Source organism: Flavobacterium salmonis, assembly GCF_903819435.1.
GTDB classification, from domain to species: Bacteria; Bacteroidota; Bacteroidia; order Flavobacteriales; family Flavobacteriaceae; genus Flavobacterium; species Flavobacterium chungangense.
In genome coordinates, this window is sequence record NZ_CAIJDP010000074.1 from 90730 (window position 1) to 104420 (window position 13691).

Consider the following 13691-nt stretch of genomic DNA (forward strand, 5'->3'; position numbering starts at 1 on the left):
AAAATGGAAGCAAGAATTGAAATACTAACTGAGAAAAAACTCATTGGTAAACACATCACAATGTCATTTGTCGAAAATAAAACATTTCAGTTATGGAGCAGTTTTATGCCGGATCGAAAAGAAATCAAGACTTCAATTGATTCTAATTTGTATTCGATTGAAGTTTTCTCAGCTGGATATTTTAATAATTTTGATGCTAAAAGAACTTTTAAGAAATGGGCAGCCATGGAAGTTTTGGATTTTAATGAAATTCCATCAGGTATGGAAACTTTGATAATTCCGGACGGACTATATGCTGTTTTCGTTCATGAAGGTCCCGCAATAGAAGGGGATAAGACTTATCGTTTCATTTTTACAGAATGGATGCCGGCTTCCGGTTTCAAAGTTGATGACAGACCTCATTTTGCTGTAATGTCTGAAAATTATCAAAGAGATAATCCAAATTCAGAAGAAATCTGGATCCCTATAAAAAAATAAAGTTTAAAGTTATGCTGATAGAAGTGCTAAGATTACTTTTTAATCGTGATCTCAATAAATTAAAAGCCGAAATTGAATTATATGAAACCGATAGTCAGCTTTGGCTAATCGATAAAAATATTTCTAATTCTGCAGGGAATCTTTGCCTGCATTTAATTGGAAATCTAAATACTTACATAGGAGCCGAACTGGGAAAAACAGGTTATGTTAGAGATCGCCCGTTGGAATTTTCCTTAAAAAATGTTTCAAAAGAAGAATTGATCAGTAAAATTGACCAGACTATCTTGGTTGTAAATAATGCTCTTGATTCCGTAACCGAAGCCGATTTAGAAAGTATTTATACGCAAATTGTTTTCGAGAAAGAAATGACAACTGGTTTCTTTTTGGTACACCTTTCTACACATTTAGCCTATCATTTAGGACAAATTAATTATCATCGACGGTTAATTATTTAAGACTACAGATTATAAAACTTAAAATTACATTCTCAAAAATCAGAATCTAAAATTGTTAATCAACATTCAAAAATCTCTTTCTTTTGTACATTTGCATTTCATTCAAAAATAATAATCCAGCATGTCATCACATCATATTGTTCGCGACGATCAGGAACCCGCATTAATTATCGCCAACGGAGCTGCTTGCAATGCTGAATTATTAGGGCAACTGCTCGAATGGTCCCCGCTCGTTATTGTACTCGATTCGGCCATTGAACGTGTTGTAGATTTAGGTATAAAAGTAGATGTGCTTTTGGGAGATTTCGATCGTGGTTTTGATCCTGAAATCTACAAAACTTCACAATTTCCAATAGAAATTGTTCATACACCTGACCAAAACAAGACCGATTTAGAGAAAGCTTTTGATTACCTGATCGATAGAAAAATCCCGGCTGTAAATGTGGTCTGGGCTACCGGAAAACGTGCAGATCATACCATTACAAACCTAACCAATATTGTTCGTTACCGTGATTTGCTTAAAATTGTAATTCTGGACGATCATTCTAAAATATTTCTATTGCCAAATAAATTTGAAAAATGGTACACAGAAAAAACACCAATTTCCTTGATTCCTATTGGTGTTGTGAGCGGTATTTATTCAACTAATTTAGAGTATTCGCTACAAAATGACACTCTGACAATGGGGTATAGAACAGGAAGCAGCAATTCAGTTGCAAAAGACGGGATTGTTACGATTACCCACAAAAACGGTGATTTATTGCTGATGGAATGCATGGATTAGTCATTGAATTTTGAAATTGACATTGTCGTTTGAATTTGATGAATCTATTTACTTTGTATCTTTGCCACTTAGAACTATTGAAAAAATAAAATGCGAATTGATATTATTACGATTTTGCCGGAATTATTAAAGAGCCCTTTTGAGGCTTCGATTATGAAACGTGCCATAGACAAAGGTCTGGTTGAAGTTTATTTTCATAATTTACGTGACTATACAACCAATAAACAGAAAAGCGTAGATGATTATCCTTTTGGAGGAGGAGCCGGAATGGTAATGACTGTTCAGCCCATTGACGCCTGTATCACGCATTTGAAAAGTGAGCGTGAATATGATGAAATTATCTATATGTCGCCTGACGGTGAAACTTTGAACCAGAAAATGGCTAATACAATGTCGATGTATGAAAATATTATTATTCTATGCGGGCATTATAAAGGCGTTGACCAACGTGTTCGGGATCACTTTATAACCAAAGAAATTTCAATTGGTGACTATGTTTTATCAGGGGGAGAATTGGGAGCCTTGGTTTTATCCGATGCTTTGATCAGATTGATTCCTGGTGTTTTAAGTGATGAAACTTCAGCATTAACAGACAGTTTTCAGGATAATTTACTTTCAGGACCTATATATACAAGGCCTGCAGATTATAAAGGATGGAAAGTTCCTGATGTTTTAACCAGTGGACATTTTGCCAAAATTGACAAATGGCGTGAGGATATGGCGTACGAACATACAAAAAACAGACGCCCGGATTTATTAGAATAGTCTTAAAGTTTTTAAAGTCGAAAGTCATAAAATAGACAATATAGCATCTTCATTTTTAGATCAATAAGACTTTATGGCTTTCAATTTTATGGCTTAAAAAATAATTTACAATTTACAATTTATAATTCATAATTATTTTCTACATTTGCACCCGAATTAGACCAACCTCTGGCGAGATCCGTGAATGTTGTTCTAATATAAAAACAATAATTTAAATTATCATGGCAGATTTATTAAAATTCGTTCAGGACGAATTCGTTGCTAGAAAAGATTTCCCTGTTTTTGGAGCTGGAGATACTATCACAGTTTTCTACGAAATTAAAGAGGGTGAAAAAACAAGAACTCAGTTTTTTAAAGGAGTTGTTATTCAAAGAAGAGGTTCTGGTAACACAGAAACTTTTACTATTCGTAAAATGTCTGGTGCTGTTGGTGTAGAGCGTATCTTCCCGGTAAACTTGCCAGCTTTGCAAAAAATTGAAATCAACAAGAAAGGTGCTGTACGTAGAGCTAGAATTTTCTACTTCAGAGAACTTACTGGTAAAAAAGCTAAGATTAGAGATAAAAGAAGATAATCATTTATCTATTTGTTATAAAAAACTCGTTTCAAGTAAGTTGAAACGAGTTTTTTTTTGGAACTTATTTTTTAAATATAAAAACTATAATTTTTTGCAGCAAAAATCATTGATTTAATAATTTAAAGACTTCGAAATGGCAATCTGTTAATTTCAGGATTTCTCTGGAAAACTAAACCGTTTTCGCACTGTTTTTACTATATTTGCTCCGCTCATTTTGAGCCGACTATACCTTGAAAATTGCTGATTCCGGCAATACGATTATAAAAAAAAAAAAAATGACACAGAATTCAAAAATTTTTTACACCTTAACTGATGAGGCGCCATTGTTAGCGACTTATTCTTTACTGCCTATTGTTCAGGCTTTTACTGCTACTGCTGGTATTGCTATTGAAACTAGAGATATTTCGCTGGCAGGTAGAATTTTATCTAATTTTCCTGAATCATTAACAGATGCTCAAAAAACAGGAGATGCTTTAGCTGAACTTGGTCAATTGGCGACTCAGCCTGAGGCTAACATTATCAAATTGCCAAACGTTTCTGCATCTGTTCCGCAATTAAAAGCGGCTATTGCAGAATTGCAGTCTCATGGATATAATGTGCCAAATTTTCCGGAAGATCCTCAAAATGATGCTGAAAAGGAAGTTAAAGCAAAATATGCTAAAGTATTGGGTTCTGCTGTAAACCCGGTTTTGCGTGAAGGAAACTCTGATCGTAGAGCTCCAAGAGCAGTTAAAAACTTTGCAAAGGCAAATCCACATTCAATGGGGGCATGGTCTGCTGACTCAAAAACTAAAGTTGCTTCCATGACAGGCGGTGATTTTTACGGAAGTGAAAAATCTCTTACTGTTGCTGAAGCTAATGATGTAAAAATTGAATTCGTTTCAAAAGATGGTACAACTACTGTTCTTAAAGCAAGCACTCCGCTAAAAGCAGGTGAAATAATTGACAGCTCTGTTTTAAGTGTAAATAAATTAAAAGCTTTTGCTACTGAAGCTATTGCTGAAGCTAAAAAAGAAGGTGTTTTGCTTTCTGTACACTTAAAAGCTACAATGATGAAAGTTTCAGATCCAATTATCTTTGGCGCTATCGTTGAAGTTTATTTTGCGGATCTTTTTAAAAAATATGAATCTTTATTCGCTGAATTAAACGTTGATACCAGAAATGGTTTAGGTGATATCTATGCAAAAATTGCAGGAAGACCTGAACAAGCTGAAGTTGAAACTGCAATTAATCAGGCAATTGAAAACGGACCAGCTTTGGCAATGGTTAATTCTGATAAAGGAATTACAAACTTACATGTTCCGTCAGACGTAATTGTTGATGCTTCTATGCCGGCAATGATTCGTACATCTGGACAAATGTGGAACAAAGAAGGAAAAGCACAAGACACAATCGCTGTTATCCCGGACCGTTGTTATGCAGGAGTTTATACAGCTACAATTGATTTCTGTAAAAAACACGGGGCTTTTGATCCAAAAACGATGGGAAGTGTTCCTAACGTAGGTTTAATGGCGCAAAAAGCTGAAGAATATGGTTCTCACGACAAAACTTTCCAAATTGCTGCAGATGGAGTTGTTCGTGTTGTAGATAATAAAGGAAATGTTTTAATGGAGCAAAACGTTGAAACAAATGATATCTTTAGAATGTGTCAGGCAAAAGATGCTCCTATCCAAGACTGGGTTAAACTAGCCGTAAACAGAGCTCGTTTATCTGATACTCCTGCCGTTTTCTGGTTAGACGAAAACAGAGCGCATGACAGAGAACTGATCGTTAAAGTTGAAAAATATTTAAAAGATTACGATACGACAAACTTAGATATCCGTATTTTAAACCCGATTGCTGCAACTGAATTTACATTAGACAGAATCATCAAAGGTTTAGATACAATTTCTGTAACTGGAAATGTTTTACGTGATTACTTAACAGATTTATTTCCAATTTTAGAATTAGGTACTTCTGCAAAAATGTTGTCTATCGTTCCTTTAATGAATGGTGGAGGATTGTTTGAAACCGGTGCCGGAGGATCTGCTCCTAAACACGTTGAGCAATTTACAGAAGAAGGATACTTACGTTGGGATTCACTTGGAGAGTTTTTAGCTCTTGGGGCTTCATTAGAACACTTAGGACAAACTTTAGATAATTCTAAAGCTATCGTTTTATCTGAAACTTTAGATCAGGCTAATGATAAATTCCTGGCAAATGATAAATCTCCAGCTCGTAAAGTAGGTCAGATTGACAACCGTGGATCTCACTTCTATTTAGCATTCTACTGGGCTCAGGCTTTGGCTGCTCAGACAAAAGATGCTGAATTAAAATCGATCTTTACTCCAATTGCTGCTGAATTTGAAGCTGACGAAGCTAAAATCGATGCAGAATTAATTGGTGCTCAGGGAAAACCTCAGGATATTGGCGGTTACTATCAGCCAACTCCTGAATTAGTGAGTAAGGCAATGCGTCCAAGCGAAACTTTTAATGCTATTATCGCTAAAATTGCATAATTTAAAAGAGCAATTTTTATTTTTATACAAGAAAAGACAATCAGAAATGGTTGTCTTTTTTTATGTCTACTTTGAATTAAATAAGTTTATCTGCTTTAAAATATATATATAAATAAGCGAACATTCATTTATATTTAATATATTTGTGCTTATTAAAACAGAAAAATGCGAACAAGAGATCCAAATAAAGAAGATGCTGTAAAACAAAAAGCTATTGAAATGCTCGTAAAATATGGCATTGAAGGCTTTGGGATGAATCGATTGGCAAAAGAAAGCGGTGTTTCTGTAGCGACATTATACATTTACTATTCGGATAAAGAAGATTTGATAAAGAAAATTGGGACAGAAATTGGACAAACCTTTTTTAGTGAAATGGTAAAAGATTTCTCCTCAACCATGTCTTTTAAGGAAGGTCTGCGTAAACAGTGGGAAAACAGGGCGCGTTTTGCTTTAAAAAATCCTTTAAAAGTTGCTTGTTGGGAAGCTTTAAGCCATTCTAGTTATCGGGATGATATTTTAGAAGAAAGCCTTGCGAATTTTAAAAAAACAATGTGGAGTTTTATTGAAAATGCATTAGAAAGAAAGGAACTGCTGCCGATTTCTATTGAAGTATTCTGGAGTGTGGCTTATGGTCCTCTATATGCTTTACTTCGTTTTGAAAATGAAGGGAAAAGTTTTGGAGATACACCTTTTAAACTCACAGAAGAAAAAATGGATGAAGCATTTGAATTAGTAATAAAAGCACTGACACCTTAATAATCTCCAAATATGGAAAATATACAAAACATATTAGTATTTGCAACCAATATTAGAACGGTTAATGACAAACAACTAATAAGTTGTACACTCAATGAAAATTCTGAAATTCATCAATGGAATATAGATCAGGAAGATATTGATTGCGTTTTACGAGTTGTAAGTGAAACATTATCAGAAGAACAAATAATCAATATTGTTAACAGACATAATTTCAATTGTAGACCATTAGACTAAACTAAAAATGAAAGAACAAAACCAGTCAGTGCCTTTTACCAGTTATCAAAAATTTGCAGTTTTTATACTGGCAATTACTCAGTTTACAGTAATTCTCGATTTTATGGTAATGTCACCGTTAGGAGATATACTTATGAAAGATCTGGATATAAAACCTGCACGTTTTGGCTTAGTGGTTTCTGCTTATGCTTTCAGTGCAGGAATTTCCGGACTTCTTACAGCAGGTTTTGCGGATAAATTCGACCGAAAAAAATTATTGCTATTCTTTTATATTGGTTTTATTGTAGGCACAATTCTATGTGGAATTGTCACTTCTTATGCTTTGCTTGTAGCAGCCAGAATCGTTACGGGTTTATTTGGAGGTGTTATTGGTTCAATCTCTATGGCAATTGTTGCAGATTTATTTACGCTTCAACAACGTGGACGTGTTATGGGTTTTATACAGATGGGTTTTGGGGCAAGTCAAATTTTAGGAATCCCAATTGGATTATATCTTGCTAATGAATGGGGCTGGCATGCTCCGTTTTTATGGGTTGCAGGTATGGCAGCAATCGTGGTAACTCTGATTGGAATTAAATTACAGCCAATAAATAAACATCTTTTGATTCAAAAAGATAAATCAGCTTTTACGCATTTAATTCATACCCTTACCAAAAAGAACTATAGAATCGGATTTACTGCTACTGCCTTACTCTCTGTTGGTGGTTTTATGCTAATGCCTTTTGGTAGTGCTTTTGCCATCAATAATTTGCATATTACACAATATGAGTTACCTATTTTATTCATGATTGCCGGATTATCTACATTAGTAATTATGCCTATTATAGGAAAATTAAGTGACAGTATAGACAAATTCAAAATATTTGCCTTCGCATCTATCTGGACAATCGTTACTGTTGCTCTTTATACCAATCTTAGTGTTACACCACTTTGGTTAGTAGCTATTTTTAATGTATTGATGATGGGTGGAGTAATGAGTCGTATGATACCTTCAACGGCTTTGGTTACTGCGATACCTGTTGTAGAAGACAGAGGTGCTTTTATGAGTATCAATTCTTCTTTACAACAAATAGCAGGAGGAATTGCGGCAGTCTTCGCAGGAATGATTGTTGTTCAAAAAGATAAATTAAGCCCACTGGAACATTATGACACTTTAGGTTTCATCATTATCGGAATTTCGATTTTATCCATACTGCTTATGTTTCGTGTGAGTAAACTGATTAAAAAGAACGCACAAGAAAATGCAGAAAATTTTCCTGTGATTCATGAAGTTTAAGTTTTAATAAAACCGCTTAACATTTAATTGTTTATAAAAAAGACAGCTATTTTTAGACTGTCTTTTTTATAATTGAAATTGTATTGTCTATCCCAGCCAGCCATCACGGTCCAAACTTCGATATTGAATTGCTTCAGCAATGTGCGATGAGACTATTTGAGGGGCAGTATCTAAATCTGCAATGGTTCTGGCAACTTTCAAAATCCGGTCATAAGCTCGTGCTGAAAGATTCAAACGTTCCATGGCAGTCTTCAATAACTCTTTTGATTGTGTGTCAAGAGCGCAATACTCCCGAATTAATTTACTGCTCATCTGTGCATTATAATGAATGTTAGCCATTTTTTCAAATCGGATGGACTGTAATTCACGTGCTGCCGTAACTCTTTCCCTAATGGAAACACTACTTTCTGCTTTTTTGTCATCGGATAATTTTTCGAACGGTACGGGTGTAACTTCAATATGAATATCAATTCGGTCTAGCAAAGGACCTGAAATTTTACTCATATACCGTTGCATTTCATGTGGAGAGGAAGTATTTGGCATTGACGGGTCGTTAAAAAAACCGCTCGGACTCGGATTCATACTTGCCACCAGCATAAAAGAGGAAGGGTAGGTAACTGTAAATTTAGCTCTTGAAATCGTAACTTCTCTGTCTTCCAAAGGCTGACGCATCACCTCTAAAACATCTCTTTTAAATTCCGGCAATTCATCTAAAAATAAAACTCCGTTATGTGCCATTGAGATTTCTCCGGGCTGTGGATAGCTTCCACCGCCTACAAGGGCAACATTAGAAATAGTATGATGAGGACTTCGAAATGGTCTTTGATTCATTAACCCAACTTCTTTTAATTTACCTGCAACACTATGAATCTTTGTAGTTTCTAACGCTTCTCTTAAGGTCATTGGAGGTAAAATACTAGGTAAACGCTTTGCTAACATTGTTTTTCCTGCACCGGGTGGACCAATCAAAATGATGTTATGTCCTCCGGCCGCAGCAATTTCCATACAGCGTTTTATACTTTCCTGTCCGCGAACATCAGAAAAATCAAACTCAGGAAAATCTAAGGTCTTATGAAATTCTGCACGGGTATCAATAATTGTGGGTTCTAAAGTTCCTTTTCCTTCAAAGAAATCAATGACTTCCTGAACATTTTCAACTCCGTAAACATCTAGTCCGGCAACTATCGCCGCTTCTTTCACATTTTGTTTTGGAAGAAAAAATCCTTTATAGCCTTCTTCTTTAGCTTTAATAGCAATGGAGAGCGCCCCATTTATGGATTGTAAACCTCCATCCAATGAAAGTTCTCCCATAATAATGTAGCGGTCAATTTCAGGTGCTTTTATCTGTTCTGAAGCTATTAAAATTCCAATTGCAAGAGTCAAATCATAAGCAGAGCCTTCCTTACGCAAGTCAGCAGGAGCCATATTTATGGTTATTTTTTTGCCTGGCAGGTTATATCCGTTATTTTTAAGAGCTGCAGCTATACGATAACTACTTTCTTTTATGGCATTATCAGGTAAACCTACTAAGTGGTAACCAATTCCTTTATCTATATTCACTTCTACTGTTATGGTAGTAGCTTCGACTCCAAAAACAGCGCTTCCAAAAACTTTAATCAGCATACTTTAATATCTTAATTTGTAAATATTTATTTACTTCAGCAAATAAACAAATATTTTAATAATTAAAGTATTACAATTAAAAATTTTTGTTTTAAATTTATTCAAATTGTAAGCCAATCTGATTTTTTACTTCTTCAACGATGCTGCTTAAATCTAAACTATTTTGATGCGACCAAAGTTTACTTTCAATTTGATTGTTTTTAATGCAGACATGACATTCAATTGCTTCATGTGCATACCCTTTTCCAATATTTGAAATTCTGAATTTTTCTTCCTCTTCATTTTCAATAATGGAGTATCCTTCTGTCATGAACCATGGAGAATCAATGTCAATTCTTCCTTGAGTACCGCTAATGGTAGCTTTCATATCAGAAGCAGAAACTAAACCGGCGTGTAAAACTGACTGAGCAGACTGATATTGTAAAATCATAGTAGTCTGTAAATCGACTCCAGTTGTATGATAAGTTGATTTTGCTAAAATTTCTTCTGGAATTCCGAGTATAACATAGGAAAGGAATAATGGATAAACGCCAATGTCATAAAGAGCTCCGCCGCCTAATTTTTTCTCTGTCAGTCGGACTCCTAACTCACTGTTATAATAAGCAAAATCAGCCTTAAGATATTTAACCGATCCAATTTTACCACTTTCTACTTTTGACAGCAGTTCCCGAATTGATGGAATAAATCGAGTCCAAAAAGCTTCCATAAAAAATTTATTGTATTTTTTTGAAGCTTCAATCATTAGAACAGCGTCATGATAGGATAACGATAAAGGCTTTTCGCATAAAACGTGTTTCCCTTTTTGCATTGCCCGAATTGATAATTCGGCATGAGAGTTATGAGGAGTTGCGATATAAATAATATCCACCTGATCGTCTGAGAAAAGTTCATCGTAGGAACCATAAAACTTATCGCAATCATGATTTTTTGCAAATTCATTTGCTTTCGTAATATCTCTCGAGGCTACAGCAATTAATTCAGCTTCTTCTATTAATTTTAAATCAGTTGCAAACTGATTGGCTATATTTCCTAAGCCAATAATTCCCCATCTTATTTTGTTTCTGTTTTTCATATTATTTTGAAAATGATTTAAATTTTAGTCAGATATAAAAGTCTTCTACTTTAAAGGTAAGATTCTGTTCAAATAGAAAAAAATAAACTTGTAGGAATACATATATTTTATATTTTTATAACAAATTATACCTTATACATGAAAAAAAATATATTACTGCTTTTGTTTAGTTTATTTTTAACAAAAACATTTGCCCAAGATTACTTTCCTGTTAATGAAAGTGTGCATAATAAAAACAATAATTATACAGCTTTTATTAATGCTTCTATTTATGTTACACCTACACAAAAAATTGAAAAAGGAACTTTCCTTATTCAGGATGGTAAAGTAATTGCCGTAGGAAATAATGTAAAAATTCCAAAAAATGCGATTACAATCAATCTCGAGGGCAAGACTATTTATCCTTCATTTATTGATATTTATACTAGTTTTGGAATTGAAAAACCGAGAAGAAATTTAACTCCGGGAAGAGAAGAACTGTCATATGATACTAAAAAAACCGGACATTACTGGAATGAGAGTATACTATCAGAACTAAACGGATATGAAACTTTTAAATACGATCAGCCAAAAGCTGAGGAACTTTTAAAAGCAGGTTTTGGAGTTGTAGGAACTCATATACATGACGGGGTTGCCCAAGGAACAGGTCTTTTGGTTGCTTTGAATAATACAGACGGCAAAAATCAAATCATTTCGAATAAAATAACAAATCACTTTTCTTTTAACAGAAGTGCCTTAACAAATCAGGCTTATCCTAGTTCTTTAATGGGATCTATGGCCTTGCTTCGTCAAATGTATTTTGATTTGGACTGGTACAAAAAAGGAAATTCAGACACGAAAGATTTATCATTGGAAGCTCTAAATGCAAACGAAAAACTGATACAGATTTTTGCGTCAGAAGACAAATTAAATAGCTTAAGAGCTTCTAAAATTGCAAAAGAATTTGGCTTAAACTATATTTTAAAAGGGAGTGGAAATGAATTTGAAAGAATTGAAGAAATCAAAAAAACCAATTCAAAATTCATTATTCCGATCAATTTTCCTGAAGCTTATGATGTATCGAATCCCTATTTATCCAATCAGATAGAATTGGCAGATATGCGTTTTTGGAATCAGGCTCCAACCAATCTAAAAGTGCTTTCTGATAACGGTATTCTATTTGCATTAACAACTGATAAATTGAAAAAAACAGAAGATTTTAGGACCAATCTTCTAAAAGCAATCAAATATGGCTTTGATAAAACAAAAGCTTTGGAGGCATTGACTACTATTCCTGCAGTACTTTTAGGAAAAAGTAACGAAATTGGAAGTTTAAAAACAGGGAGTTTTGCCAATTTTATAATTACTTCGGGAGAAATTTTTGATGAAAAAACCATTTTATACGAAAACTGGGTTCAGGGCAATAAATATGTAATTAACGATGTTAATTTAAAAGATATTCGTGGCAACTACAATCTGACAATTGGAAATGAAACTTTAAAATGGAAAATTGACGGAACGGCAGAAGCGCCAAAATCTGAAATTATTACTAGCGATGCTAAAAAAGTAAAAAATACTTTTTCTGTTTCAAAAAACTGGATTTCACTTTTGATAAAATCAAATGATACTATAAAATCAAATTTCAGCCGTTTAACAGGATTTGTAGAAAATACTAATAATTTCTCTGGAAAAGCTGAATTGTATAATGGCAATCAGGTAAATTGGACAGCTGTAAAAACCTCTCCTTTTGTTGCTGTAAAAGATACTGTCAAGCCTGAGAAACCCAATCCAATTATACCTACAACTTTTCCGAATGTTGCTTTTGGAAATACCGAAGAATTAACTGCACAAACTTTATTGTTTAAAAATGCAACCGTTTGGACAAACGAAAAAGACGGAATTTTAACTGAAGCGGATGTTTTGATTAAGAACGGAAAAATTGTTTCGATCGGAAAAAATCTTACGGATGCTTCCGCAACAATTATTGATGCAAAAGGAAAACATCTTACCAGCGGAATTATTGATGAGCATTCTCATATTGCTATTTCAAAAGGTGTAAATGAAATTGGTCATAATTCGACTGCTGAAGTTACTATCGAAGATGTAGTAAATTCTGAAGATATTAATATTTACAGGGATTTAGCAGGAGGTGTAACTATATCACAATTATTACATGGTTCAGCGAATCCGATTGGCGGACGCTCCGCTATTGTAAAATGGAAATGGGGACAATCTCCTGATGAAATGCTTTATAAGAACCAGCCTAAATTTATCAAGTTTGCGTTAGGGGAAAACGTTAAGCAATCCAATTGGGGAAATATCAATCCAACCCGTTTTCCACAGACCAGAATGGGAGTTGAACAAGTTTTTACAGACTATTTTCAACGTGCGAGAGAATATGATGAAAGCTGGAAAAGATTCAATGCGAATTCTAAAAAAGAGAAAGCGCCAAGAGTCGATCTGGAGCTACAGACCTTAGCTGAAATTCTGAACAAAAAACGTTTCATAACCTGTCACTCATATGTAGAGTCAGAAATATTGATGCTGATGAATGTTGCAGATAAATTTAACTTTAACGTTAATACTTTTACCCACATTCTCGAAGGATATAAAGTTGCTGATAAGATGAAAGAACATGGTGTCGGGGCTTCAACTTTCTCAGACTGGTGGGCTTATAAATTTGAAGTAAATGATGCTATTCCCTTCAACGGACCTATTATGCATAATGCGGGATTAGTGGTTGCCTATAATTCAGATGATGCAGAAATGTCAAGAAGACTAAATCAGGAAGCTGCAAAAGCTGTAAAATACGGAAACATTCCTGAAGAAGAAGCCTGGAAATTTGTAACTCTTAATCCTGCAAAACTATTACATATTGATGATAAAGTAGGAAGTATTAAAGTTGGCAAAGATGCTGATTTAGTGCTTTGGAGCGATAATCCTTTATCTGTTTACGCTAAAGCAGAAAAAACAATTATCGAAGGGGTGGTTTATTACGATATCGAAAAAGATCTTGAGAAGCAAGCGGCCATTACAAGAGAAAGAAATCAGTTGATTGGGCAAATGCTACAGGAAAAAAATAAAGGTATGAGTACGCAGGATCCAACAAAAAAAGAGAAAAAAGAATATCACTGTGACACTTTGGAGCAATACTAAAGAGTTTAAAAAGATTTTCAAATAAAAAATTAATAATA

11 protein-coding genes are annotated in these 13691 nt (G+C 34.2%); 9 read left to right on the forward strand and 2 right to left on the reverse strand.

Translation table 11 applies throughout. The features are described from left to right. Window positions 1-3: 3 nt before the first annotated feature. The 8 genes from FLACHUCJ7_RS14880 (at window position 4) to FLACHUCJ7_RS14915 (ending at window position 7823) form a co-directional block, all read left to right on the forward strand. Window positions 4-477, forward strand: coding sequence for a GyrI-like domain-containing protein (locus FLACHUCJ7_RS14880; RefSeq protein ID WP_180909434.1), 474 nt, complete (start codon window positions 4-6; stop codon window positions 475-477). A gap of 11 nt (window positions 478-488) precedes the next feature. Continuing rightward, entirely contained in the window at window positions 489-932 is a 444-nt protein-coding gene (locus FLACHUCJ7_RS14885; protein WP_180909435.1) for a DinB family protein, read from the forward strand. A 121-nt stretch (window positions 933-1053) separates the two neighbouring features. Further along, window positions 1054-1716, forward strand: a complete 663-nt coding sequence (locus FLACHUCJ7_RS14890; RefSeq protein ID WP_031453729.1) for a thiamine diphosphokinase — start codon at window positions 1054-1056, stop codon at window positions 1714-1716. A gap of 90 nt (window positions 1717-1806) precedes the next feature. After that, window positions 1807-2481 (forward strand): tRNA (guanosine(37)-N1)-methyltransferase TrmD, encoded by a 675-nt coding sequence (gene trmD / locus FLACHUCJ7_RS14895; RefSeq protein WP_078227795.1) that lies wholly within the window; start codon window positions 1807-1809, stop codon window positions 2479-2481. 221 nt (window positions 2482-2702) lie between these two features. Beyond that, the gene (rplS, locus tag FLACHUCJ7_RS14900; RefSeq protein ID WP_031453731.1) at window positions 2703-3053 is read left to right on the forward strand and encodes a 50S ribosomal protein L19; all 351 of its coding nucleotides are present in this window, start codon (window positions 2703-2705) and stop codon (window positions 3051-3053) included. A gap of 278 nt (window positions 3054-3331) precedes the next feature. Then, a complete protein-coding gene (locus tag FLACHUCJ7_RS14905; RefSeq protein ID WP_180909436.1) occupies window positions 3332-5554 on the forward strand; it encodes an NADP-dependent isocitrate dehydrogenase in 2223 nt (740 codons plus the stop codon). 165 nt (window positions 5555-5719) lie between these two features. Then, window positions 5720-6310 carry a TetR/AcrR family transcriptional regulator gene (locus FLACHUCJ7_RS14910; RefSeq protein ID WP_078227796.1) on the forward strand — a complete coding sequence of 197 codons (591 nt, stop codon included), beginning with the start codon at window positions 5720-5722 and terminating at the stop codon, window positions 6308-6310. A 244-nt stretch (window positions 6311-6554) separates the two neighbouring features. Next, entirely contained in the window at window positions 6555-7823 is a 1269-nt protein-coding gene (locus tag FLACHUCJ7_RS14915) for an MFS transporter (RefSeq protein ID WP_078227798.1), read from the forward strand. Between the two features lie 87 nt (window positions 7824-7910). Here the strand turns inward: FLACHUCJ7_RS14915 and FLACHUCJ7_RS14920 are convergent, their stop codons facing one another. Further along, complete coding sequence (locus tag FLACHUCJ7_RS14920) at window positions 7911-9446, reverse strand: YifB family Mg chelatase-like AAA ATPase (RefSeq protein ID WP_031453736.1); 1536 nt, start codon at window positions 9444-9446, stop codon at window positions 7911-7913. A gap of 97 nt (window positions 9447-9543) precedes the next feature. Next, window positions 9544-10518, reverse strand: coding sequence for a Gfo/Idh/MocA family protein (locus FLACHUCJ7_RS14925; protein WP_180909437.1), 975 nt, complete (start codon window positions 10516-10518; stop codon window positions 9544-9546). Window positions 10519-10656: 138 nt separating this feature from the next. On the opposite strand from FLACHUCJ7_RS14925, the gene FLACHUCJ7_RS14930 reads away from it, so the two are divergent. Continuing rightward, window positions 10657-13653 (forward strand): amidohydrolase family protein, encoded by a 2997-nt coding sequence (locus tag FLACHUCJ7_RS14930; protein WP_180909438.1) that lies wholly within the window; start codon window positions 10657-10659, stop codon window positions 13651-13653. Window positions 13654-13691 lie beyond the last annotated feature (38 nt).

Bases quoted from the DNA above. Each gene is read 5' to 3' on its own strand.
- FLACHUCJ7_RS14905 (WP_180909436.1), top strand. From the start codon at position 3,332: ATGACACAGAATTCAAAAATTTTTTACACCTTAACTGATGAGGCGCCA.
- FLACHUCJ7_RS14915 (WP_078227798.1), top strand. From the start codon at position 6,555: ATGAAAGAACAAAACCAGTCAGTGCCTTTTACCAGTTATCAAAAATTT.
- FLACHUCJ7_RS14910 (WP_078227796.1), top strand. From the start codon at position 5,720: ATGCGAACAAGAGATCCAAATAAAGAAGATGCTGTAAAACAAAAAGCT.
- FLACHUCJ7_RS14925 (WP_180909437.1), bottom strand. From the start codon at position 10,518: ATGAAAAACAGAAACAAAATAAGATGGGGAATTATTGGCTTAGGAAAT.
- FLACHUCJ7_RS14890 (WP_031453729.1), top strand. From the start codon at position 1,054: ATGTCATCACATCATATTGTTCGCGACGATCAGGAACCCGCATTAATT.
- FLACHUCJ7_RS14920 (WP_031453736.1), bottom strand. From the start codon at position 9,446: ATGCTGATTAAAGTTTTTGGAAGCGCTGTTTTTGGAGTCGAAGCTACT.
- FLACHUCJ7_RS14880 (WP_180909434.1), top strand. From the start codon at position 4: ATGGAAGCAAGAATTGAAATACTAACTGAGAAAAAACTCATTGGTAAA.
- trmD (WP_078227795.1), top strand. From the start codon at position 1,807: ATGCGAATTGATATTATTACGATTTTGCCGGAATTATTAAAGAGCCCT.
- rplS (WP_031453731.1), top strand. From the start codon at position 2,703: ATGGCAGATTTATTAAAATTCGTTCAGGACGAATTCGTTGCTAGAAAA.
- FLACHUCJ7_RS14885 (WP_180909435.1), top strand. From the start codon at position 489: ATGCTGATAGAAGTGCTAAGATTACTTTTTAATCGTGATCTCAATAAA.
- FLACHUCJ7_RS14930 (WP_180909438.1), top strand. From the start codon at position 10,657: ATGAAAAAAAATATATTACTGCTTTTGTTTAGTTTATTTTTAACAAAA.